Annotated in this window: 20 protein-coding genes and 1 pseudogene; 14 read left to right on the top strand and 7 right to left on the bottom strand. The window is 61.6% G+C overall.

Annotated features, from left to right (window positions below; all coding sequences use genetic code 11):
- The first annotated feature begins 20 nt into the window (after nucleotides 1–20).
- Together PQR53_RS23050 and PQR53_RS23045 are read left to right on the top strand one after the other, a co-directional pair.
- Nucleotides 21–506, top strand: a complete 486-nt coding sequence (locus PQR53_RS23050) for a hypothetical protein (protein ID WP_408458860.1) — start codon at nucleotides 21–23, stop codon at nucleotides 504–506.
- Nucleotides 485–910 carry a hypothetical protein gene (locus tag PQR53_RS23045; RefSeq protein WP_408458858.1) on the top strand — a complete coding sequence of 142 codons (426 nt, stop codon included), beginning with the start codon at nucleotides 485–487 and terminating at the stop codon, nucleotides 908–910. The genes PQR53_RS23050 and PQR53_RS23045 overlap by 22 nt, the downstream gene beginning before the upstream one ends.
- A 112-nt stretch (nucleotides 911–1022) precedes the next feature.
- On the opposite strand, the gene PQR53_RS23040 is transcribed toward PQR53_RS23045, so the two are convergent.
- The 3 genes from PQR53_RS23040 to PQR53_RS23030 all read right to left on the bottom strand — a co-directional run bounded on the left by PQR53_RS23040 (nucleotide 1023) and on the right by PQR53_RS23030 (nucleotide 2772).
- Entirely contained in the window at nucleotides 1023–1481 is a 459-nt protein-coding gene (locus PQR53_RS23040) for a hypothetical protein (RefSeq protein ID WP_408458855.1), read from the bottom strand.
- A gap of 194 nt (nucleotides 1482–1675) precedes the next feature.
- Nucleotides 1676–2206: a chromate transporter gene (locus PQR53_RS23035; RefSeq protein ID WP_408458852.1), complete on the bottom strand. Its 531-nt coding sequence runs from the start codon at nucleotides 2204–2206 to the stop codon at nucleotides 1676–1678.
- Entirely contained in the window at nucleotides 2203–2772 is a 570-nt protein-coding gene (locus tag PQR53_RS23030; RefSeq protein ID WP_408459052.1) for a chromate transporter, read from the bottom strand. The genes PQR53_RS23035 and PQR53_RS23030 overlap by 4 nt, the downstream gene beginning before the upstream one ends.
- 97 nt (nucleotides 2773–2869) lie before the next feature.
- Here PQR53_RS23030 and PQR53_RS23025 point away from each other — a divergent pair, with 97 nt between their 5' ends.
- Nucleotides 2870–3787, top strand: coding sequence for a transcriptional regulator GcvA (locus tag PQR53_RS23025; RefSeq protein WP_408458849.1), 918 nt, complete (start codon nucleotides 2870–2872; stop codon nucleotides 3785–3787).
- 81 nt (nucleotides 3788–3868) lie between these two features.
- Here the strand turns inward: PQR53_RS23025 and PQR53_RS23020 are convergent, their stop codons facing one another.
- A complete protein-coding gene (locus PQR53_RS23020) occupies nucleotides 3869–4612 on the bottom strand; it encodes an LOG family protein (RefSeq protein WP_179739347.1) in 744 nt (247 codons plus the stop codon).
- Between the two features lies 1 nt (nucleotide 4613).
- On the opposite strand from PQR53_RS23020, the gene polA reads away from it, so the two are divergent.
- The 3 genes from polA to PQR53_RS23005 all read left to right on the top strand — a co-directional run bounded on the left by polA (nucleotide 4614) and on the right by PQR53_RS23005 (nucleotide 9843).
- Nucleotides 4614–7355: a DNA polymerase I gene (gene polA / locus PQR53_RS23015; RefSeq protein WP_408458844.1), complete on the top strand. Its 2742-nt coding sequence runs from the start codon at nucleotides 4614–4616 to the stop codon at nucleotides 7353–7355.
- 177 nt (nucleotides 7356–7532) lie between these two features.
- Nucleotides 7533–8882, top strand: a complete 1350-nt coding sequence (locus PQR53_RS23010) for an NAD(P)/FAD-dependent oxidoreductase (RefSeq protein WP_408458842.1) — start codon at nucleotides 7533–7535, stop codon at nucleotides 8880–8882.
- A gap of 88 nt (nucleotides 8883–8970) precedes the next feature.
- Nucleotides 8971–9843 (top strand): dienelactone hydrolase family protein, encoded by an 873-nt coding sequence (locus tag PQR53_RS23005; RefSeq protein WP_408458839.1) that lies wholly within the window; start codon nucleotides 8971–8973, stop codon nucleotides 9841–9843.
- 149 nt (nucleotides 9844–9992) lie between these two features.
- Here PQR53_RS23005 and PQR53_RS23000 read toward each other — a convergent pair whose 3' ends face one another.
- Both PQR53_RS23000 and PQR53_RS22995 read right to left on the bottom strand, forming a co-directional pair.
- Nucleotides 9993–10862, bottom strand: coding sequence for a sulfurtransferase (locus PQR53_RS23000; protein ID WP_408458836.1), 870 nt, complete (start codon nucleotides 10860–10862; stop codon nucleotides 9993–9995).
- 209 nt (nucleotides 10863–11071) lie between these two features.
- A complete protein-coding gene (locus PQR53_RS22995) occupies nucleotides 11072–12178 on the bottom strand; it encodes an aromatic ring-hydroxylating oxygenase subunit alpha (protein WP_408458833.1) in 1107 nt (368 codons plus the stop codon).
- A 287-nt stretch (nucleotides 12179–12465) separates the two neighbouring features.
- Here PQR53_RS22995 and PQR53_RS22990 point away from each other — a divergent pair, with 287 nt between their 5' ends.
- From PQR53_RS22990 to folE2, 4 genes are all read left to right on the top strand, one after another.
- Nucleotides 12466–12774: an exodeoxyribonuclease VII small subunit gene (locus PQR53_RS22990; RefSeq protein ID WP_408458830.1), complete on the top strand. Its 309-nt coding sequence runs from the start codon at nucleotides 12466–12468 to the stop codon at nucleotides 12772–12774.
- A complete protein-coding gene (locus PQR53_RS22985; RefSeq protein WP_408458827.1) occupies nucleotides 12771–13652 on the top strand; it encodes a polyprenyl synthetase family protein in 882 nt (293 codons plus the stop codon). The genes PQR53_RS22990 and PQR53_RS22985 overlap by 4 nt, the downstream gene beginning before the upstream one ends.
- 85 nt (nucleotides 13653–13737) lie before the next feature.
- Nucleotides 13738–15645: a 1-deoxy-D-xylulose-5-phosphate synthase gene (dxs, locus tag PQR53_RS22980; RefSeq protein WP_408458825.1), complete on the top strand. Its 1908-nt coding sequence runs from the start codon at nucleotides 13738–13740 to the stop codon at nucleotides 15643–15645.
- A 357-nt stretch (nucleotides 15646–16002) separates the two neighbouring features.
- Complete coding sequence (gene folE2 / locus PQR53_RS22975; protein WP_408458822.1) at nucleotides 16003–16809, top strand: GTP cyclohydrolase FolE2; 807 nt, start codon at nucleotides 16003–16005, stop codon at nucleotides 16807–16809.
- A 74-nt stretch (nucleotides 16810–16883) separates the two neighbouring features.
- Here the strand turns inward: folE2 and tsaD are convergent, their stop codons facing one another.
- Nucleotides 16884–17912 carry a tRNA (adenosine(37)-N6)-threonylcarbamoyltransferase complex transferase subunit TsaD gene (tsaD, locus tag PQR53_RS22970; protein WP_408458819.1) on the bottom strand — a complete coding sequence of 343 codons (1029 nt, stop codon included), beginning with the start codon at nucleotides 17910–17912 and terminating at the stop codon, nucleotides 16884–16886.
- Between the two features lie 121 nt (nucleotides 17913–18033).
- Here tsaD and PQR53_RS22965 point away from each other — a divergent pair, with 121 nt between their 5' ends.
- From PQR53_RS22965 to dnaG, 4 genes and pseudogenes are all read left to right on the top strand, one after another.
- Nucleotides 18034–19251 carry a BaiN/RdsA family NAD(P)/FAD-dependent oxidoreductase gene (locus PQR53_RS22965; protein WP_408458816.1) on the top strand — a complete coding sequence of 406 codons (1218 nt, stop codon included), beginning with the start codon at nucleotides 18034–18036 and terminating at the stop codon, nucleotides 19249–19251.
- 68 nt (nucleotides 19252–19319) lie between these two features.
- Nucleotides 19320–19531, top strand: a pseudogene (rpsU, locus tag PQR53_RS22960) (30S ribosomal protein S21).
- A gap of 260 nt (nucleotides 19532–19791) precedes the next feature.
- Complete coding sequence (locus PQR53_RS22955) at nucleotides 19792–20238, top strand: GatB/YqeY domain-containing protein (RefSeq protein WP_408458814.1); 447 nt, start codon at nucleotides 19792–19794, stop codon at nucleotides 20236–20238.
- A gap of 77 nt (nucleotides 20239–20315) precedes the next feature.
- Nucleotides 20316–22181 (top strand): DNA primase, encoded by a 1866-nt coding sequence (gene dnaG / locus PQR53_RS22950; RefSeq protein WP_408458811.1) that lies wholly within the window; start codon nucleotides 20316–20318, stop codon nucleotides 22179–22181.
- Nucleotides 22182–22235: the final 54 nt, after the last annotated feature.

Here is a 22235-nt window from a genome sequence, read left to right as displayed (position 1 = left end):
AGAGGGTCCCGACAAACGATGTGCTGACTATTATCAGATCCGCTGGAATGATCGCGGTCACAGTGTTTGTTTTAGCTGAAATTGGTCCTGGCACCGCAGCAGTAATCGGCGGACTCGTCCTCGCGGCCGACTTGCAATCGGCCTTTCAGCCCTATATGAACTCTGCCAAAATATGGTTGGGTAACTATATGTCAAATTTGCTGCAAATCTCGCAACCTGTATCGGTTGCTAGCGCGTCGCTTTATTGGTCAAGTCTCCAAACTGGGAGTGCGTACACCCTTGCGTCATACAACGAAATTTTGACGCAAAACGGGTTGTTTGTTTGTCTGAGTGATAAGGGTGTTTCAGGTAAAGGCTTGATGCCTATGGCGACCCCCGTCCCAGGTGGCTTCACGCCAGTCAACGAGGATCAATACAAAGAAAATTACTGTAGATATCTAAGTGTAGAGCAGGGTTGGAGCGATATTGTTAGTGGGATGGATTATTGCAAGAACGTAAAATTCTGATCGCTATGAAAACAATGCCGCGTTGTATTCGCGTTTCACTTGTTGTATTTTTTCTCGCCTTCCTGTGCGAGGCTTGGGTGGAGATTGGCTTACTTCAATCTGGCTTCCTGCCTTGGGAGGGATTTCTGGCCGTGTTCGCAAGTCTCGTGGCGAATTCCCTGGCGCTTGTGTATGGGGTAAAGAGACGGAGATGGGCTTACGATCTGCTTAAGTGGATCGGGGCCTTTGGTCTTTTATGGGCTATATTTGGCCACCCGTATTTGCAAGCATTGGGATTGTGGGCTATCGCGCTAATTACCCTTAGTGTGTGGCTCCGACTCGGGGCGCTGTTCATATTGCGGCGCAAGACGGTGAAAGATTGGATCGAAACGACTACCACCGGCGACGGTTTGCAGTGGCTTTGACGACTGCCGAATAACCGGCCTTTCTCTCCTACCATCACCTACCGCATTGCGCGGTAAGTGATGGCAGAAATTTTCACCACAGTCATCGCGCAACTTTGAAATGCCCAGACATCTAAGGTTTCAGTAACCTGTAGACCTTCGCCGACCTCCGCCAGCGGAATAGCGTCCACGCGTTCATCGCGACGACCACGATAATCCAAACTACGCCACGTGCACCAGCGTCGCCGTTGTGAGCGTCGTGTATGCATTTAATGTAAAGCTGGGCTGACATCAGGATGCCAGCCACAAACCACCAGAAGCAAATCTCGGGTGAATCGACGCCGCAAATCTCGCCCGTGGAGTGGTTTAACCATCCCATGAGTGTTTGCCAGTTATCCGTATTGCGCAGTACCGCCGTCACGACCATGCCGTTTTCGAGTCGGGGCGCGCCGCGCATTTGTACAGCGTACTGACGTTTACCTGCAACTGTGACGTTAAAGGCTATTCCAACGGTTCTCCTGCCATATTTGTCTTTATTGGCGACTATCCCGCCGATGTTTTCAAGCGTGACAGTAGTGGCATGGTAGGTCATAAGCAGATGGCGCAATAGCTAAGCTATAAGCATAGCTGTGCCGCTTAATCCCGAGATGCTGACCGAACGGTTTTTCGGCTCTACATTGCGTTTGGTCAATGCGCGAGACCGCAGGTCATCAGCATCCTTCAGCCTCCGCCGGAATCCGAAGTGTCTTGCTGACTAAAGTAACGCGATCGGATCCTCAGCTAACTTCAAAACTGCCCAAACCCCGTCAACCCAATCAAACTCCCAGCCGCCAGCAACCACAGCGGGTGAACGCGTGTCTTCAACGCCATAACAGCCGTGAACGCGGCGATCGCCCATGCAAGCGCCGTCGGATTCGACGTCTCGGCGATCAACGCCGCGCTCGCCGCAACAATCCCGGCCGTCACCGGCACCAACCCCATTTGCGCATAACGCCGCCACGGACGGTCCTTGAATCGATCCCACGCATGCAGCGCGAGTATCGTCACGAGCGACGACGGCCCGAATTTGGCCACTGAAGTCACCAGCATCCCCGCCCAACCCGCCACGTGCCAACCGACCAGTGTCACGATCATCAGATTCGGACCTGGCGCCGCTTGTGCGAGCGCGAACAGCGCGCTGAATTCGCTAGCCGGCATCCAGTGATGCACCTCCACTACCTGACGCTGCATCTCCGGAAGAATCGTATTGCCGCCGCCGAACGCGAGCAGCGAAAGCTGACTGAAAATGACTGCAAGAGAAATGAGCGTGTCGTTCATCGTGCGGCCCTCGACGCGATGTAGATGCTGAGCGGGGTGAGCACCAGCATCGTAGGCAGAAGCGGCAGTCGCATGATGGCGATCGCGATGAAGCCGAGCGCTGCGATGAGCGCGGCCATCGGTTTATTCCGCAACGGCAGCAGGATTTTCACCGCCATCGAGACCAACAGACCGGACGCAGCGGCCGAGAGACCAGCAAACAGATGGCGGACGTGCGGGTCATTTTGCGTGTGCTCGTAAAGCACACCAAGGCCGATCACGACCAGCGAAGGCCCCGCAATGAACCCGAGCAAACCCGCCAGCGCACCCGGCACGCCGCGAAAGCGCATCCCGATCGCCACTGAAAGATTGATCACATTGCCCCCCGGCAAGAATTGGCAGAGGCCGAGCAGGTCGGTGAATTCAGTGCCAGTCAGCCAACGCCGTTGCTCGACCAGGGCGCGCCGAGCCAGTGGCAGCGCGCCGCCGAACGAGATCAGCCCGAGGCCAAGAAAGCCGCCAAAAATTTCTCGCAAGGTGGGCGCGGGCGCGAGCGCTGCCTCGGTTGAGGTGAGATCGTGATCCATGTCGTTAAGCTTCCGGTTCAAGCTCAGGAGGGTAGCGCCTAACCGGCGGCGAGCAAAACGATTTTTCGGCGTGCCTTTGTGATCTAGAATCACAAGCATGGCTCGCAATCTTCCTCCATTTCCGGCGCTGCGCGCCTTTGAAGCTGCCGCGCGGCATGAGAGCTTCACCGCGGCGGCGAACGAGTTGCATGTGACGCACGGTGCAATCAGCCGCCAGGTTGCAGCTCTTGAAATGTGGCTCGGCGTGCAGGTATTCCATCGCCGCGGCAAGCGCGTGCGCCTGACCGAGGACGGCCGCCGCTATCTGGCCACCGTGCAGGCCGCGTTCGACAGCATCGCGCTTGCCACCGATCAACTGCGCGATACAGGCGTCGTCCACGTTTTAAGAGTGAATGCACTGCCGACCTTCGCAATGAAGTGGCTGCTGCCGCGGCTGCATCAGTTCCAGCGTAAGGTGCCGAACGTTGAACTGCGGCTGTCGACTTCAAACGCGCCCGTCGAAACCCTGGACAGCTTTGACGTCGCCGTCCGGCGCGGGCCGGCGCATTGGCCGAACTGCGTGAGCGGCCATTTTCTTGGTGAGAGCGAGCTCCCGGTGTGTAGTCCTGCGCTCCTGCAACGCTCGCCGATCAATACGGCCGACGATCTCGCGAAGCACGTCCTGCTGCATTCGGACACACGGCCCGATGCGTGGGGCAACTGGTTATCGGCAGCGGGTGTGACGGCGAGATGCCGGAAGAAGCAATCGTTCGATCACTTCTATCTGGCCTTGCAGGCTGCGGTGGATGGGCTCGGCGTGGCGCTCGGTCCGTTGCCTTTGCTCGCGGACGAACTGACATCGGGACGGCTCATCGTGCCTTTGGCCGGGCCACGTATCGATGCACGCGGCTATTGGTGGGTGGCGAGGCGGGAGGTCGCGCAGGCGCCACTCGTGGCGCAGTTCCGCGAATGGCTGCAAGCGCAGGGTGATCAGACGGATGCAGTGGAAGCGAGCGGCCTGAAGGCGGCCCGCTAGCAGCGCTTGCGGGCGTTGCTCGATGCGTATCGAACACCGCACGTTCGCTGCGCTTCGCGCACTGGGCGCGAAGCGCCAGCATCACAGATAGAACATCCGGTCTTCGTCCGACTTGGCCGGATGCGGCTCGGTTTCTTCCCGGTCTTCGTAGAATTTCAGCACCGCTTCGAGTACCTGATCCGGATCGTCGATCACCTGCATCAGGTCCATATCCGCCGGATTGATCAGGCCCATCGGCGTGAGCGAATTCTTGAACCACGCAAGCAAACCTTCCCAGAACTCACCGCCCACCAGAATGATCGGCACGTGGCGCGACTTCTTGGTTTGAATCAGCGTGAGGACTTCGGCGAGTTCATCCAGTGTGCCGAAGCCGCCGGGCATCACGATCACCGCGTCCGAGTTCTTCACGAACGTGACCTTGCGCGTGAAGAAATGGCGGAAGCGCAGCGAAATGTCCTGCCACTGATTGCCCGATTGCTCGTGCGGCAGTTCGATATTCAGGCCGACCGAGGGAGCTTTGCCAGCATGGGCGCCCTTGTTGGCCGCCTCCATGATGCCGGGGCCGCCGCCCGAGATCACCGCGAAGCCTGCGTCCGACAGCTTGCGCGCGATTTGCGTGGCGAGTTTGTAGTAGGGCGAGTTCGGTTTCAGGCGCGCTGAACCATAGATGCTGACAGCCGGACGAATCTCCGAGAGGTACTCGGTCGCCTCGATAAACTCTGCCATAATCGTGAACATCTGCCACGATGCGCGGGCCTTCTTAGCCGTTGCGCGCTCTTGATCTGCGAGTGATCGCAGACTCGGAATCACTTTTCTCTTAGTCATAATGCCTGAAGAACGAAGCCTTGAAGGTAAGACCCTGCTATTGGTCGACGGTTCGAGTTACCTGTACCGGGCCTACCATGCGATGCCCGATTTGCGCGGGCCCGAAGGTGGCCCAACGGGTGCGCTCTACGGGATGATCAACATGCTGCGGCGCATGCGCAAGGAAGTCACAGCAGAGTATAGCGCGTGCGTGTTCGACGCCAAGGGCAAAACGTTTCGCGACGACTGGTATGCCGACTATAAAGCGAACCGTCCGTCGATGCCGGACGATCTCTCGCGCCAGATCGAGCCGATTCACGTCGCCGTGCGTGCGCTCGGCTGGCCGCTTTTGATGATCGAAGGCGTCGAAGCCGACGATGTGATCGGCACGCTCAGTACCGAAGCCGAAAAACGCGGCATGAATGTGATCGTGTCGACTGGGGACAAGGATCTGGCGCAGCTTGTGTCGGATCATGTCACCCTCATCAATACGATGACGAACGAGAAGCTCGACCGCGAGGGCGTGATCGCCAAGTTCGGCGTGCCGCCGGAGCGCATCATCGACTACCTGTCGTTGATCGGCGATACCGTCGACAACGTGCCTGGCGTCGAGAAATGCGGGCCGAAAACGGCGATCAAATGGCTCACGCAGTACGAAACACTCGATGGCATCGTCGCACATGCGGACGAGATCAAAGGTGCGGTAGGAGACAATCTGCGACGTGCGCTCGATTTTCTGCCAATGGCGAAGAAACTCGTCACCGTCGAGCGCGCTTGCGATCTGACCGACCATATCGTGTCGATCGAAGAAAGCCTGGAGAGCCGGCCGGAATCGCGTGAAGAACTGCGCGACGTGTTCACGCGCAACGGTTTCAAGACCTGGCTGCGCGAAGTGGAGATCGCGGACGCGGTGGAAGGGCCCGAGACCGATGTGCCGCCGGCGCTCAGCGTGGATCACGAACGTCACTACGACACCGTGCAGACGTGGGAGCAGTTCGATGCATGGCTCGAGAAGATCAACGCAGCGGAGTTGACTGCGTTCGATTCGGAAACCACCTCGCTCGATCCGATGACCGCGCAAATCGTCGGATTGTCGTTCTCGGTCGAGCCGGGCCACGCTGCTTATGTGCCGCTCGCGCATCGCGGCCCGGACGTGCCGGTGCAACTGCCGCGCGACGAAGTGCTCGCGAAGCTCAAGCCGTGGCTGGAAAGCGCCGAGCACAAGAAGGTCGGCCAGCATATGAAGTACGACGAACAGGTGCTGGCGAACTACGGCATCGAAATGCGCGGCGTCGAGCACGACACACTGCTGGAATCGTATGTGGTCGAATCGCATCGCACGCACGACATGGACAGCCTCGCGCTGCGCCATCTCGGCATCAAGACGATCAAGTACGAAGAGGTGGCGGGCAAAGGCGCGTCGCAGATCGGTTTCGACGAAGTCGCGCTGGAGCAGGCCGCCGAATACGCAGCGGAAGACGCCGACATCACCTTGCGTCTGCATCAGGCCTTGTATCCGCAGGTGGCCGCGGAGAAAACGCTCGACTACGTGTATCGCGGCATCGAAGTGCCCACGTCGCGCGTACTGCGCAAGATGGAACGCACGGGCGTGCTGATCGACGCCGACAAGCTGCGCGCGCAAAGCAGCGAAATCGCCACGCGTCTGATCCAGCTGGAAAGCGAAGCATACGTGCTGGCCGGCGGCGAATTCAATCTCGGTTCGCCGAAGCAGATCGGTCAGATTTTCTTTGAGAAGCTCGAATTGCCGGTGGTCAAGAAGACCCCGAGCGGCGCGCCGTCCACCGACGAAGAAGTGCTGCAAAAGCTCGCCGAAGACTATCCGCTGCCGAAGATCCTCCTCGAACACCGCGGTTTGTCGAAGCTGAAATCGACCTACACCGACAAGCTGCCGCGCATGGTCAACGCTCAAACGGGCCGCGTGCATACGAACTACGCACAGGCGGTGGCGGTGACAGGCCGGCTGGCGTCGAACGATCCGAACCTGCAGAACATCCCCGTGCGCACGGGCGAAGGCCGCCGGATTCGCGAGGCATTCATCGCGCCGCCAGGACACAAGCTCGTCTCCGCCGACTACTCGCAGATCGAGTTGCGCATCATGGCGCACATCTCCGGCGACGAATCCCTGCTGCGTGCGTTCTCGCAAGGTGAAGACATTCACCGCGCCACCGCGGCCGAAATTTTCAGCGTGACGCCGCTCGAAGTGTCGAACGATCAGCGGCGGGTGGCGAAGGTCATCAACTTCGGCCTGATCTACGGCATGAGCGCGTTTGGTCTCGCCGCGAACCTCGGCATTACCCGCGACGCGGCCAAGCTGTATATCGACCGCTACTTCGCGCGTTATCCGGGCGTCGCGCGTTATATGGACGAAACTCGTCTGAGCGCGAAGGCCAAGGGCTACGTGGAAACGGCGTTCGGCCGTCGCCTGTGGCTGCCGGAGATCAACGGCGGCAACGGTCCGCGCCGTCAGGCGGCAGAGCGCGCGGCAATCAATGCGCCGATGCAAGGCACGGCCGCCGACCTGATCAAACTGTCGATGATCGCGGTGCAGAAGTGGATCGAAGAGTCGAAGATCGGCACACGCATGATCATGCAGGTGCACGATGAACTGATTCTCGAAGTGCCGGACGCAGAATTGTCCGACGTACGCAAGCGCCTGCCGGAACTGATGTGCGGTGTGGCCGCGCTGAAGGTGCCGCTGGTCGCTGAAGTGGGCGCCGGCCTGAACTGGGAAGAGGCGCACTGACTGGCATGTGACGGAGTGCGTGCCCGGCCATAACGTCGCACCTTGGTCACATATGCGTATTGATGGCTTGTGACAACCCGTGCCGCTCGCGGACAATCGATAGAACAGACGGAGCGCGCTTCATATTGAATGCGCGCCATCGCCACGCATAACCTATCGGCAAATACGGAGAGTTCAATGCATCGATTTATCGTCGTTGGCGGGGGCGCGGGCGGGCTGGAACTGGCGACGCGACTAGGCGACCGCTATGCACCCCACAAGAACAAAGGCGGTGTGCGCGCGCAAGTGACGCTCGTCGACCGTAATCCAACCCATATCTGGAAGCCGCTGCTCCATGAAGTGGCCGCCGGCAGCATGGACCCATTTACCCAGGAACTCGAATATGCGGCGCAAGCGCGCTGGCACGGCTTTGAGTTTCAGCAGGGCGAGTTGACGGGTCTCGATCGTGCGGCCAAACGTCTCACGCTCGGCACGGTGCTCGACGACGATGGCGCAGAACTGCTGCCCGCGCGTGAACTGGAATACGACACGCTGATCATCGCCATCGGCAGCACCACGGCGTTCTTCGGCGTGAAGGGCGCGCCGGAGTTCTCCCTGGCGCTCGATACGGTCAGCCAGGCGGAGCGCTTCCGCAAGCGCCTGATCGCGGCCTGTATGCGCGCGGAGCATCAGGTGCATGAACCGGTCGAATCGGGGCCGGGTACGTCGGTTTCCACCGAGCCGCGCATCCAGGTGGCGATCGTCGGCGGGGGTGCGACAGGCGTCGAGCTCTCGGCGGAATTGCGCAATACGGCGCAGGTGTTGTCCGCGTATGGCTTGCATAAGCTCGATCCGCGGCATGATGTCGGCATCGTGCTGGTCGAGGCGGGGCCGCGCATTTTGCCGGCTTTGCAGGAGCGTGTGTCGACGGCTACCGCCGAACTGCTTACCAAGCTCGGCGTGAAGCTGATGACCGGCGAGACCGTGGCCGAGGTCGCGCCCGGCATGATTCGCACGGCCAGCGGTAAAACCGTGCGCGCCGATCTGACGGTGTGGGCCGCCGGCATCAAGGCGCCCGCCATCCTGAGTGAGCTCGACGGCCTGCCGGTCAATCGTCTGGGCCAGCTCATCGTGCGCCGCACGCTGCAAACCGAAATCGACGACAACGTCTTCGCGCTCGGTGATTGCGCGGCTTGTCCGTGGCCTGGCAACGAACGCAATGTACCGCCGCGTGCGCAAGCGGCTCACCAGCAGGCGAGCTTTCTGATGAAGGCGCTTGCCGCGCGGCTCGACAACAAGCCGCTGCCGGAATTTACCTATCGCGACTTCGGCTCGCTGGTGTCGCTCGGGCATTTCAGCGCGGTCGGCAACCTGATGGGCGGCGTGATCGGCGGCAATATGCTGATCGAGGGACTGTTCGCGCGCTTCATGTACATGTCGCTGTACCGGCTGCATATCGCCGCGCTGCACGGCTACGCGCGAATGGTGCTCGACACCTTCGCGCACTGGTTGCGGCGCACCACGCTGCCGCGCGTCAAGCTGCACTGACGGTCAACTGCTCGAGACGGTTGCATGTGCAACAGGATGCGGGTGGAGCGTATCCTGTTGCCTCCAACCTATATTCGAGGAGCGCCGCATGCTGAAACCTGACATCGACAGCCTGGTCCCGCACGTTCCCTTCAATCGACGTACTTTCATCAAAGCCGCGCTCGGCACTGGTTTTGCGGCGGCTGTGCTGCCAGTGTCGGCGCAAACCATCCATACCGATAGCGACGGCCTTGAAGCCGGTGAGATCGCCGTGCGTTCGGGCGACACGCTCGTGCCGGCGTATCGCGCGCAGCCGAAGGGCAAGACGCATTTGCCGGTGATCATCGTGATCCATGAGGCGTTCGGCGTGCACGAGCATATTGCAGACGTCTGCCGGCGCTTTGCCAAGCTCGGTTATCTGGCGATCGCGCCGGATCTGTTCGTCCGCGAGGGCGATCCGGCAGTGCTGCCGACCATTCAGCAGATCAGCGACCAGATTCTCAGTAAGGTGCCGGACGAGCAGGCGCTGGGCGATCTCGACGCCACTGTCGCGTGGGCGGGCGAGCACGGCGGCGATCTGAACCGGCTGGGCGTGAATGGTTTCTGCTGGGGAGGACGCATCGCATGGCTGTATGCCGAGCACAATCCCCGGCTGAAGGCGGCGGCGGCATGGTATGGCCGGGTTGGCGGCGATCACAGTGCGACGACGCCGGCGAACCCGCTCGATCGCGTGGCTGATCTGCATGCGCCGGTGCTGGGGCTGTATGGTTTGCAGGATCAGAGCATTCCCCAAGCCTCGCTCGAGCAGATGAAGCAGGCCATCGCCCAGGGTCCGCAGGCAGGGCGCGGTTCGCAATTCGTCGTATATGACGACGCAGGCCACGCGTTTTTCGCGGACTACCGGCCGAGCTACAAGAAGGCCGATGCCGAAGATGGCTGGCGCCGTGTGCTAGTGTGGTTCAAGCAGCATGGGGTGGCTTGAGTCACTGCCGTGCCTGGCCGGCCGTGTTCGCCGTCGTTGACGAACCATAAAGGTGTGCCGGCGCGCTCGGATGGATGAATACTGAAAGGCCGTGGCTGCTTGTCAGCGGCCACGGCCTTTTCGCTGATCGTCCCGCTCGACGTATCGGCTTAAGGATTCGGCCCCGTCGCAATCGGCCGCTTCGGATCAGAACTCCATTCGCTCCACGATCCCGCGTATAGCGCCGCGCCATGCATGCCGGCGATCTCCATCGCGAGCGCGTTCACGCATGCCGTCACGCCTGAGCCGCATTGCAGCACGACGTGTTCCGGCGACGTGTCGCCCAGCAACGCATGGAATTCCTCGCGCAGCGTGTGCGCGGGTTTGTAGCGGCCGTCGGCCGTGAGGTTGTCCTTGAAGAATCGATTGAGCGCGCCAGGAATATGGCCGCCGACGCGATCCAACGTTTCGTTCTCGCCGCGATAGCGATCGTTCGCGCGCGCGTCCACCACGACGTGCTCTTTCGTGCCGAGATTGCGCTCGACGGTCTGCGCGTCGACCGTGACAGACAGCGGCGCGCCGGCTTTGAAGTCACCGGTATTCTGCGCCGGGACGTCTTGCGTCAGCGGGTGGCCGGCGGCCTGCCAGGCTTGCAAGCCACCGTCGAGCAGCGCAACCGCGTCATGGCCGAGCCAGCGCAGCAACCACCATGCGCGCGCGGCGTACATGCCGCCCTGCGCGTCATAAGCGACCGCCTGTTGACCCTGTTTGAGCCCGCGCGACTCCAGCGTCTCCACCAGCCGCGCGCGATCCGGCAGTGGATGGCGGCCGTTGTGGCCGGTCTTCGGCCCTGACAGGTCGCGATCCAGGTTCAGATAGTGCGCGCCCGGCAAATGCCCGGCCAGATAGGCTTTTTCGCCCGCCTCGGTGTCGGCCAGATCGAAACGGCAATCGATGACGAACACGCTGCCCGGCGCGGCGGCCAGCCGCTCCGCGAGGTTGGTCGCGGAGATGAGTGTGGTGTAGTGAGTGTGCGGCATGACGTCTCCTCGATACGGGCGATTACGGCTCCGGTCCGGCGGCTTGGCGCGGCGAGCGGATGGCCGAGCGATGTTGTTAGTCTAAACAAAAAAGACGGGCCGAAGCCCGTCTTTCCATGCTTTGAGGCCACTCGTGCACAACGCATGCAGGATCGGCTCAAACGCCGATGCAGGTGGAGCATGAACGAAGCACGCGCGGCCCGCGCGGATCAGATCGCGCCGAGTTCGCGCCGCAAGAACTCGTGGAAATGCTGCATGCCATCTTCCATCGGGCTCTGATACGGGCCAACCTGGGATTCGCCGCGTTCCATCAGCGCGCGACGGCCTGCGTCCATGCGCTCGGCGATCTCGTCGTCTTCGCGGGCCGTTTCCATATAGGCGGCGCGCTCGGCTTCGACAAACTCGCGTTCGAACAGCGCGATTTCCTCAGGGTAATAGAACTCCACCACATTGGTGGTTTTCTGCGGACCGCGCGGAATCAACCACGACACGACCAGCACGTGCGGATACCACTCGATCATGATGCCCGGGTAGTACACCATCCAGATCGCGCCGAACTCGGGCGGATTGCCGTCGCGAAAGCGCAGCACTTCGTCGTGCCATTTGCGGTACGTCGGACTGCCCGGCTGCTCCAGATCCTTGTGTACGCCGACCGTCTGCACGCTGTACCACTCGCCGAATTCCCACGTCAGATCGTCGCAATTGACGAAGCTGCCGAGGCCCGGATGGAATGGCGCGACGTGATAGTCCTCCAGATAGACCTCGATAAAGGTCTTCCAGTTGTAGTTGCACTCGTGCACCTCGACGTGATCGAACATGAAGCCCGAAAAATCGAAGTGTTGTTTAGTGCCCAGCTTTGCCAGATCGCGCGCGACGTTGCGCCCCTGCGCTTCGAACAGCAGGCCTTGCCAGTTCTGCAGCGGCGTGGCGCCGAGATTCAGGCAGGGGTTATCCGCAAAATGAGGCGCACCGAGGAGCTGGCCGTTCAGGTCGTACGTCCAGCGATGCAGGGGGCAGACGATGTTCTCCGTCTGGCCGCGGCCGTTGAGCATGATGGCTTGCCGGTGGCGGCACACGTTCGACAGCAGTTCGGCTTGCGACTGCTGGTTACGGACGAGCACGCGCCCTTCGCTCTCGCTCGGCAAGGCAAAATAATTTCCCGCTTCGGGCACCATGAGATCGTGGCCGATGTAGCGAGGACCTTTCTTGAAAAGGGTGTCGATTTCGCGCGTTAGAAGCGCTTCGTCAAAGTAAGCCGTGACTGGCAGCTGGCTGTGAACAGACCGCAACTGCAATGCATTGCTCAGATTGGACATTCCCACTCCCGATGAAAACGTGAAAGCAGTGAACAACCCAACCATCGAAGATTCGATTTAGGGAGCCCGCGATTATACCCGTTTCCCCTTCCTTGGGGCGCTTAAGTGCCTGATTTGGGTCAAAAATGTCAAGGAAGTTCACGGTTTTCGCCGCAGACCGATCGATTTTTTTCTGCGAGACTGCTAGTGCGGCGCGGACGGCAAAGGCGGGATGTAGGACGGCGGGCGGATCGGAAATGTCTCTTTTGCCGTAGAATGTTCGACTTGTTTTAATTTTGCGACTATTCATGGCGAAGACCGCGTCGAAAGATACTGCTGCTGCGCCTGCTGAGGGCGTCGATACCACGCCGTTGCCCGAGAATTACGAGGCCGCCCAGGCGGAGCTGGAAGGGCTGGTCGCGCGCATGGAAAGCGGCAATCTCAGCCTCGAGGAGTCGCTAGGCGCCTACCGGCGCGGTGCGGCGCTCGTGGCGTTTTGCCAGCAGCAGCTCGAAAAGGTCGAGCTGCAGGTGCGCGTGCTCGACGGCGAGACGCTCAAGCCGCTGCCTATGAATAGCGCAGGCACAGCCGCTACTGAAAGCGGGGACGACCTATGACATTCGAACAATGGACACGCTCGGTGCTCGAGCGCGTCGAAGCGGCACTGGAACACTACCTGCCCACTGAAGCGACCGAGCCGGCCAAACTGCATGAGGCCATGCGCTACGCGGTGCTGGGTGGCGGCAAGCGGGTGCGCCCGCTGCTGTGCCACGCGGCCGGCGAGCTGACCGGCGCGCGCGCCGAGTGCCTCGATGCGGCAGCGGCGGCGCTGGAAATGATCCACGTGTACTCGCTCGTGCACGACGACATGCCCTGCATGGACGACGACGCGTTGCGTCGCGGCAAGCCCACGGTACACGTCAAATATGACGAAGCTACGGCATTGCTGGTGGGCGACGCGCTGCAATCGCAGGCGTTCGTCGCGCTGACGTCGGATGTGGTGGCGCCGGCGCAACAGGCAGCGCTCGTGCGCGAACTGGCCTTGGCGAGTGGCTCGATTGGCATGTGCGGCGGTCAGGCCATCGACCTGGCGAGCGTCGGCCATACGCTGACGCGCACGCAACTGGAAACCATGCACCGGATGAAAACCGGCGCCTTGCTGCGTGCCGCCGTGCGCATGGGCGCGCTGGCGGGCGAAACACCGGGTGCGGACGCAATGCGTTCGCTCGACGTGTATTCGGCCGCTGTCGGCCTCGCGTTTCAGGTCGTCGACGATATTCTCGACGTCACGACCGATTCCGCGACGCTCGGCAAGACGGCAGGTAAAGACGCGAAGGACGGCAAGCCGACTTACGTGTCGATTATTGGGCTAGATGCGTCGCGGGCGCTCGCAGCGCAACTGCGCAGCGACGCCCACGCTGCGATTGCGCCGTTCGGTGCGCGTGCGCAGCGTCTTGCCGAATTGGCTGACCTGGTGGTGAACCGGGTTAGCTAAACGCGAAAGCCCGCCGCCTTGCATCGTTGATTCGAGGTGCATGTATGAAGTGCGGGCGCGTAAGTTTTCCTACAATGGAACGACGATGTACGACTTGCTGAAAACCATCGACGACCCGGCAGCCTTGCGCCGCCTTGATCGCCGCCAATTGCAACCGCTTGCCGACGAGTTGCGTGCCTTTGTGCTCGACAGCGTATCGCAGACGGGCGGCCATCTTTCGTCCAACCTCGGCACGGTCGAGTTGACCATTGCTTTGCACTATGTGTTTGACACGCCGCGTGACCGGATCGTATGGGACGTGGGCCATCAAACCTACCCGCACAAGATCCTGACGGGCCGCCGCGACAAGATGCATACGCTGCGTCAGCTTGGCGGCATCTCGGGCTTTCCGAAGCGCGACGAGTCGGAATACGACACCTTCGGCACCGCGCATTCCAGCACCTCGATCTCGGCCGCGCTCGGCATGGCGGTCGCCAGCAAGCTGCAGGGCGAGAACCGCATGGGCATCGCCGTGATCGGCGACGGTGCAATGACGGCCGGCATGGCTTTCGAGGCGATGAACAACGCCGGCGTCGAAGACGACGTGCCGCTGCTGGTCATCCTGAACGACAACGACATGTCGATTTCGCCGCCGGTCGGCGCGCTGAATCGTCACCTGGCGCGCCTGATGTCGGGCCGCTTCTACGCTGCCGCGCGTGCGGGCGTCGAGCGCGTGTTGCGCGTTGCCCCGCCTATGCTCGATCTGGCGCGCAAGCTCGAGGAGCACGCCAAGGGCATGATCGTGCCGGCCACGTTGTTCGAAGAGTTCGGTTTCAACTACATCGGCCCGATCGACGGTCACGACCTGGATTCGCTGATCCCGACACTGCAGAACATCAAGGAACTGCGTGGTCCGCAATTCCTGCACGTCGTGACGAAGAAGGGTCAGGGCTATAAGCTGGCCGAAGCCGATCCGGTGCTGTACCACGGCCCGGGCAAGTTCAATCCCGCTGAAGGCATCAAGCCCGCCACCACGCCGTCGAAGAAGACCTACACGCAAGTGTTCGGCGAATGGTTATGCGACGCGGCCGAGCTGGATGCGCGCGTGATCGGCATCACGCCGGCCATGCGTGAAGGCTCGGGCATGGTCGAGTTCGAGAAGCGCTTCCCGGATCGCTACTTCGACGTCGGCATTGCCGAGCAGCACGCGGTGACGTTTGCCGGCGGTCTGGCAGCAGACGGCATGAAGCCGGTGGTCGCGATCTATTCGACCTTCCTGCAACGCGCTTATGACCAGCTGATCCACGACGTCGCGTTGCAAAACCTGCCGGTGGTGTTCGCGATCGACCGCGCGGGTCTGGTCGGCGCGGACGGCGCCACGCACGCGGGCGCCTATGATCTGGCGTTCCTGCGCTGCATCCCGAACATGACGGTGATGGCGGCATCGGACGAAAACGAATGCCGTCAGATGCTGTACACCGCATTGCAGCAGCCGAACCCGACGGCGGTGCGCTATCCGCGCGGCGCCGGCACAGGAGTAGCAACGGTCAAGCAGATGACGGCGCTGCCGCTCGGCAAGGGCGAGGTTCGTCGCGAGACGTCGCAACCGGCCGGCAAGCGGATTGCGATCCTGGCGTTCGGCACGATGGTCGCGCCGTCGCTGGCAGCTGCTGAGCAACTGGACGCCACGGTGGCGAACATGCGCTTCGTGAAGCCATTGGACGCCGAACTGGTTCGCCAACTGGCCGAAACGCACGACGCCATCGTCACGGTCGAAGAAGGTTGCGTGATGGGCGGTGCGGGTTCGGCTTGCGTCGAAGCCCTGCTTGAGAGTGGGGTTATGCGGCCCGTACTACAATTGGGCCTTCCGGATCGCTTCATCGATCATGGGGATCCGGCCAAGCTGCTCGCCGCATGTGGTCTGGACGCAGCGGGCATCGCCAAGTCGATTCGTGAGCGCTTTCTTTCCAGCGGCGCGGTCGCTGGCCAATCCTCGGTGAAGCGCGTCGCGTAGATGGGTCGCGCGGTTGAGTTGCTTAGTTGCGTCACTTGACTCCGCGCCGATTGGCTGGGAGTTGTTCAGCTACGCCGCGTGCGCTTTGCCGCGGTGATAGCGGTCATAGCAATCTCCAACTTGAATCGATGGACCTTCGGGTCCATCATCCAGCGCCGGCAGGGGCCGGCGTTTGCCGTTGCGCAGCCTGATCCGCGCGGTCGCCGAGAACCCCCAAACCTGTTGCTTCGCGACGGTCCCCGACGGGGCAATTCCCAAGGGGACTTCCCGCGGGGCGCGGGATTTCCTTCGGGGTGGGGACTTCCCGCGAAGCGGAAAACATGGGGCCGCCCGGCGGTTTCCTGAAAGGACAAGAATATGAACCAGATGAATCCCGCCTTTGTGATGCCCGACGTGCAGAGCACGCTCGATACGCGTCAGATTCCGATTCAACGCGTCGGCGTCAAGGCAGTGCGCCATCCGTTGACAGTGCGCACGCAAGGTGGCCAAGTGCAGCCCACGGTCGGCACATGGAATCTCGACGTGCATCTGCCGGCCGATCAGAAGGGCACGCATATGTCGCGCTTCGTCGCGTTGCTTGAAGAGAACAAGGCGCCGCTCGAGGCGGCCACGTTCCGCACCATGCTCGCCGCGATGCTCGAAAAGCTCGAGGCCGAGGCGGGTCGCATCGAGGTATCGTTCCCGTACTTCGTGAACAAGATCGCGCCGGTGTCGGGCGTGCAAAGTCTGCTCGACTACGAAGTAACGTTGACGGGCGAGACTCGCAACGGCGCGACGCGTCTGTTCCTGAAGGTACTGGTGCCGGTCACGAGCCTCTGTCCGTGCTCGAAGAAGATTTCGCAGTACGGCGCGCACAACCAGCGTTCGCACGTCACGATCAACGCCGAACTGGCGGGCGACGTGGCAGTGGAAGAACTTGTTCGCATCGCTGAAGAAGAAGCCTCGTGCGAACTCTGGGGCTTGCTCAAGCGTCCGGACGAGAAGTTCGTCACCGAACGCGCTTACGAGAATCCGAAGTTCGTCGAAGACCTGGTGCGCGATGTCGCACAGCGTCTGAACGCGGACGAGCGCATCGTCGCTTATGTGCTCGAAGCTGAGAACTTCGAATCGATTCACAATCACAGCGCGTACGCAGTGATCGAGCGGGATAAGCGGGCGGCCTGAGTCGCGCGTTTCGTTGTCTGAATGAGAAAGCCGCCCTTCCGAGCGGCTTTTTTACACCCCCACGTCGCTGAGGTTCAGCGCGCGAGTGAAGTCAGATCCCAGCGCGGCTTCACCGTGAACGCGTAATCTTTGGCCGATTGATCGGGCCAGCGTTGCAGTCGCAATGCGCCGGCCAGCGCAATCATCGCGCCGTTGTCCGTACACAGCGACAAGTCCGGGTAGTGCACGAAGAAATTGCGTTTCTTCGCGGCAGCTGAAAGCGCCTCGCGCAGTTGCCGGTTCGCGCCGACACCGCCCGCGACGACCAGCCGGTTGAGCTTGGTCCGTTTGAGCGCCGCCAGCGATTTTGCCGCCAGCACGTCTACGGCCGCATCCACGAATCCGCGCGCCAGATCGGCTTTCGCCTGCTCGCAGATATTTGCGCCGCCGAGCTTCCTGGCATGCGTGAGGACCGCGGTCTTCAGGCCGCTGAAGCTGAAATCGAGGTCGCCGGAATGCAACATCGGACGCGGCAGAACCACCGCGCCGGGCGTGCCGAATTCAGCCATCCGCGATACTTCCGGGCCACCGGGATAGCCGAGGCCCAGCAGCTTGGCGGTTTTGTCGAAGGCTTCGCCGGCGGCGTCGTCCAGCGTTTCGCCGAGCGTCTCGTAGACGCCCACGTCCGTCACGCGCATCAACTGCGTATGGCCGCCCGACACCAGCAGCGCCACGAACGGAAACGGCGGCGGCTCGTCCACCAGCAGCGGCGACAGCAAGTGCCCTTCGAGATGGTGAATGCCGATGGTCGGCTTGTCCCACGCCATGGCCAGCGAATTGGCGACGCTCGCGCCGACCAGCAGCGCGCCCGCGAGGCCGGGGCCTTGCGTGTAGGCGATTGCGTCGATATCGCCGCGCAGCGTGCCGGCGCGCTCCATCACCTCTTCGAGCAGCGGCAGCGCCCGGCGAATGTGATCGCGCGACGCCAGTTCCGGCACCACGCCGCCATACTCCCGATGCATCGCAATTTGCGAATGCAGCGCGTGCGCGAGCAGGCCGCGCTCTGTGTCGTAGAGCGCGAGACCGGTTTCGTCGCAGGAGCTTTCGATGCCGAGAACGAGCATGATGGGTCGCTTGAACAGGCGCGCGAGTGAAGACACCAAGGCGCCCAAAAGTGAAAAGGCAAGCCTCAAAGTATAGCAGCGCGGGCAGAGGGCCGCAGACGCACGGGTACAATGCGGCCCCATGGAATCCTTCGATATCGCAGTGATCGGCGCAGGCGCGGCCGGCATGATGTGCGCGGCCGTGGCCGGGCAACTCGGCCGTCGCGTGGTGCTGATCGACCACTCGCAGCGCCTCGCGGAGAAAATTCGCATTTCCGGCGGCGGCCGCTGCAACTTCACGAATCTGTATGCCGGACCGGCCAATTATCTGTCGGCCAACCCCCACTTTTGCCGCTCGGCGCTGGCGCGTTATACGCCGCGTGATTTCATGGCGCTGCTCAAGCGCCATCACGTGACATGGCACGAGAAGCACAAAGGGCAGTTGTTCTGCGACCAATCGAGCGACGCGGTCATCAATGTGCTGAAGAGCGAGTGCGACGCGGGCCGCATTGCGTGGCGCACGCCGCTTGCGGTCGAGCAGGTGCGGCATGACGTCGAAGGACGATTCACGCTGGACACCCACTCGGGCCCGATCGCGGCCCGTGCGCTCGTGGTGGCGACCGGCGGCCTGTCGATTCCCAAGATTGGCGCTACCGATTTCGCCTACCGCCTCGCCAAACAATTCGGCCACAAGCTGATCGACACGCGCCCCGCGCTCGTTCCGCTGACCTTCGCCCCGGCTGACTGGGAGCCGTTTTCGGCGCTCTCCGGCGTGTCGCTGGAAGTGCAACTGGCGACCGGCAATAAAAAGACCGGCGCCGAATTCAACGAAGACCTTCTGCTCACCCATCGCGGCCTGTCGGGCCCCGGCGTTCTGCAGATTTCGAGCTACTGGCAACCGGGCGAGCCGATTCACATCAACTTGTTGCCCGAGCAGGACGCCACGACCGCCTTGCTGGAGGCCAAAACCGGCACTAAACGCCAGATCGCCAACCTGCTCTCGGAATGGGTGCCGCAACGGCTCGCCCACGTGTGGCTGGAAACTCACCAGATTCCCGCCGATGCCCGCGTCGCCGATTTGCCCGACAAAACGCTGCGCCGCGTCGGTGAGGCTTTGTCGCGCTGGACGCTCACCCCGAACGGCACCGAAGGCTACCGCAAAGCCGAAGTCACGCGCGGTGGTATCGACACACGCGAGCTCTCATCGGCGACGATGATGAGCGCCCGCACGCCGGGTTTGTACTTTATCGGCGAAGCGGTCGACGTGACCGGCTGGCTCGGCGGCTACAATTTTCAATGGGCGTGGGCCTCCGGCGTGGCGGCCGGCCAGGCGGCCGCGGAGTACGTTTTAGGGGCTTGACGGCGCGTTAGCTTTGTGAGAAAGCTCTGCTATACTCCTGAACCTTTACAAAGTTCCGTCATTGAAAAATGACGATCATCTGCGTAAAAGACAACGAGCCGTTTGAAGTCGCCATGCGCCGCTTCAAGCGCACGATGGAGAAAACGGGTTGCTGACGGAACTTCGCGCTCGAGAGTTTTACGAAAAGCCTACGGCCGAGCGCAAGCGCAAGAAGGCGGCTGCGGTGAAGCGTCATTTCAAGCGTCTGCGTGGCCAGATGCTGCCAAAGAAGTTCTACTGATTCTGGCGTTGCCGCGGTTTCCGTCGAACGGAGCGGCGACATCCAACCGGTGAGGGCACAGCAGGTGCCGTCACGGAAAATACGGCCCTTCGGGCCAGCCGGCAGGGTCGCATCTACTACGCGAAATTGCGCCAACCCGCTTGAGGAAGCAGTCCCAAGCGGGCGTTTGTGCTGGATGCCGCGTGCGAACCTGGCGTATTGGGTCGGCATGTTGGTCGATTAGCGGCCGGTTTTTAAATTTCAACGTATTCAGGTGAGTGATGAGTCTCAAGGACCAGATCAACGACGATATGAAAGCAGCCATGCGCGCGCGTGATACCGAGCGTCTCGGCACGATCCGCTTGCTGCTTGCCGCGGTCAAGCAACGCGAAGTCGACGAACGCGTCACCCTTGACGACGCGGCGATCACCGCCGTCATCGACAAGATGATCAAGCAGCGCAAAGACTCGATCAGCCAGTTTGAAGGCGCGGGCCGCACGGATCTCGCCGACAAGGAAAAGGCCGAACTGGCCATCCTGTCCGCCTACATGCCGGCGCAGATGTCCGAAGCCGAGATCGTTGCCGAAGTTCAGGCGGCGGTCGCGCAAACTGGCGCCGCCGGCCCGCAGGACATGGGCAAGGTCATGGGCGTGCTCAAGCCGAAGCTGGCCGGCCGTGCCGACATGACCGCCGTTTCGGCGCAAGTCAAAGCCGCGCTCGCGAAGTAATTCCTGTCTTTCTGGTCTGCGCTCGCTGTGGTCGACGGCGCGCGCAGTCTTGAGCTTTTTAGGTAGCGTCATTCACTGTGATTCCACCGTCATTCCTGCAGGACCTGCTCAACCGCGTCGATATCGTCGACGTGGTCGGCCGGTATGTGCAGTTGAAAAAGGGCGGCGCGAACTTCATGGGGCTGTGCCCGTTTCACAACGAGAAAAGCCCTTCGTTTACGGTTAGTCCGACTAAACAGTTCTATCACTGCTTCGGCTGCGGCGCGCATGGTACGGCTATCGGCTTCCTGATGGAGCATGTCGGCTCCACGTTCCCGGAAGCAGTCAACGAACTCGCGCAATCAGTCGGATTGACCGTGCCGAACGAGCCTTCGCCAGGGTATGGCGGCGGTTCTGGCGGGTATTCGCCGGCGGCGTCCAAGGCGGTGACCACGGCGCTGTCCGATGTCATGCAGACCGCGTGCGACTTTTACCGCAAGCAGTTGCGCGGCGCGCCGGTCGCGATCCAGTATCTGAAGAAGCGCGGCCTGACCGGCGAGATCGCCGCCCGCTTCGGCCTCGGCTACGCACCGGATGGCTGGCAGAACCTCGAGCCCGCGTTCCCCAACTATCGGGACGACGCGCTGGTCGAATCGGGTCTCGTGATCGTCAGCGAAAAGTCGGATGCGCAAGGTCAGAACCGCCGGTACGACCGCTTTCGCGAGCGGATCATGTTCCCGATCCGCAACGTCAAAGGGCAGGTGATCGGTTTCGGCGGCCGCGTCCTGGACGGCGGCGAGCCGAAATATTTGAATTCGCCCGAAACGCCTCTATTTAACAAAGGCAGCGAGCTATATGGGCTGTTCGAGGCGCGTCTGGCGATTCGCGAACAGCATTACGTGCTGGTGGTCGAAGGCTATATGGACGTGGTCGCGCTGGCCCAATTGGGGTTCCAGAACGCGGTGGCCACGCTCGGCACGGCCTGCACGCCGATTCATGTGCAGAAACTGATGCGGCAGACCGATACGGTCATCTTCAGCTTCGACGGCGACTCGGCCGGGCGCCGCGCCGCACGCCGCGCGCTGGATGCCTGTCTGCCACATGCGGCGGACAACCGGACCATCCGCTTCCTGTTTTTGCCGTCCGAGCACGATCCGGACAGCTATGTGCGCGAATTCGGCACAGAGGCATTCGCCGAACAGGTCGAGCGCGCCATGCCGCTGTCGCAGTTCATGCTGAACGAGGTACTGGCCGGCAAGGAGCTGGACCAGCCCGAAGGCCGGGCCCGCGCGCTGTTCGACGCGAAGCCCCTGCTGCAGCAACTGCCGGCGAATGCGTTGCGCGCGCAGATCATGCATATGTTCGCCGACCGGCTCGACGTGCCGTTCGACGAAGTCGCCGCGTTATGCGAAGTCGACGCCCGGATCGCGGCGGTTGCCCGTTCCGCGCCGGCCCGAAAAGACCGGCGCAGCGTGACCGGGATCGAAGAGAAGACGCTGCGCAATCTGGTGATGTATCCGCGAACGGTGGCGGTCCTCGACGAGGAGGCCGAACAGGCGCTTCTGAGCGTCACGCGGCATGGCGAACTGTTCGAGGAAGTGACGACGCATGCACGCGCACTGGGCGATTCGGCGGAGTTTCAGTTGCTGTCCGACCTATTGAGAAACGGCGCCAATGCCCCAACTTTCGAGGAAATCTTTCGCAAAATTCTAGACTATGATGAAAACGTCCGGGATTTACTACTGAAGGACCCGGAGGATGCGACCGTCATCGAGGAGCGGCGCGAGCAGGAACGGATCGTCGGAGAGGAGTTGAAAGCGGCGATTCTGAAGATGCGGTACGACGCTTACTGCGATCGTCTCGAGCAGCTTTCGCGGCAATCCCGGCACACGCCGGAGGAGTTTGCGGAGTTGACGAGCCTGAATCAGAAGCGGGCTGAAATGAAGCGCCAGCTCGGCCTGTAAGCGGGGTGGCAGAAGTCGAAGTGCTACAATAAAAGGTTTCTAGCGGTTTGTTTT

The sequence above is a fragment of the Paraburkholderia fungorum genome (assembly GCF_046027605.1).
In the GTDB taxonomy this organism is placed as follows: domain Bacteria; phylum Pseudomonadota; class Gammaproteobacteria; order Burkholderiales; family Burkholderiaceae; genus Paraburkholderia; species Paraburkholderia fungorum_F.
Note: the sequence above shows the minus strand (reverse complement) of the source record. Positions and strands in the feature narration are given on the sequence as shown.

Excerpts from the sequence above, each read along its gene's own strand:
- PQR53_RS23000 (WP_408458836.1), bottom strand. The coding sequence starts at position 10,862 with ATGCCGCACACTCACTACACCACACTCATCTCCGCGACCAACCTCGCG.
- PQR53_RS23040 (WP_408458855.1), bottom strand. The coding sequence starts at position 1,481 with ATGACCTACCATGCCACTACTGTCACGCTTGAAAACATCGGCGGGATA.
- PQR53_RS22990 (WP_408458830.1), top strand. The coding sequence starts at position 12,466 with ATGGCGAAGACCGCGTCGAAAGATACTGCTGCTGCGCCTGCTGAGGGC.
- PQR53_RS23025 (WP_408458849.1), top strand. The coding sequence starts at position 2,870 with ATGGCTCGCAATCTTCCTCCATTTCCGGCGCTGCGCGCCTTTGAAGCT.
- PQR53_RS22985 (WP_408458827.1), top strand. The coding sequence starts at position 12,771 with ATGACATTCGAACAATGGACACGCTCGGTGCTCGAGCGCGTCGAAGCG.
- PQR53_RS23005 (WP_408458839.1), top strand. The coding sequence starts at position 8,971 with ATGCTGAAACCTGACATCGACAGCCTGGTCCCGCACGTTCCCTTCAAT.
- PQR53_RS23030 (WP_408459052.1), bottom strand. The coding sequence starts at position 2,772 with ATGGATCACGATCTCACCTCAACCGAGGCAGCGCTCGCGCCCGCGCCC.
- PQR53_RS23020 (WP_179739347.1), bottom strand. The coding sequence starts at position 4,612 with ATGACTAAGAGAAAAGTGATTCCGAGTCTGCGATCACTCGCAGATCAA.
- tsaD (WP_408458819.1), bottom strand. The coding sequence starts at position 17,912 with ATGCTCGTTCTCGGCATCGAAAGCTCCTGCGACGAAACCGGTCTCGCG.
- dxs (WP_408458825.1), top strand. The coding sequence starts at position 13,738 with ATGTACGACTTGCTGAAAACCATCGACGACCCGGCAGCCTTGCGCCGC.
- PQR53_RS23010 (WP_408458842.1), top strand. The coding sequence starts at position 7,533 with ATGCATCGATTTATCGTCGTTGGCGGGGGCGCGGGCGGGCTGGAACTG.
- polA (WP_408458844.1), top strand. The coding sequence starts at position 4,614 with ATGCCTGAAGAACGAAGCCTTGAAGGTAAGACCCTGCTATTGGTCGAC.
- PQR53_RS22965 (WP_408458816.1), top strand. The coding sequence starts at position 18,034 with ATGGAATCCTTCGATATCGCAGTGATCGGCGCAGGCGCGGCCGGCATG.
- PQR53_RS22955 (WP_408458814.1), top strand. The coding sequence starts at position 19,792 with ATGAGTCTCAAGGACCAGATCAACGACGATATGAAAGCAGCCATGCGC.
- folE2 (WP_408458822.1), top strand. The coding sequence starts at position 16,003 with ATGAACCAGATGAATCCCGCCTTTGTGATGCCCGACGTGCAGAGCACG.
- PQR53_RS23035 (WP_408458852.1), bottom strand. The coding sequence starts at position 2,206 with ATGAACGACACGCTCATTTCTCTTGCAGTCATTTTCAGTCAGCTTTCG.
- PQR53_RS22995 (WP_408458833.1), bottom strand. The coding sequence starts at position 12,178 with ATGTCCAATCTGAGCAATGCATTGCAGTTGCGGTCTGTTCACAGCCAG.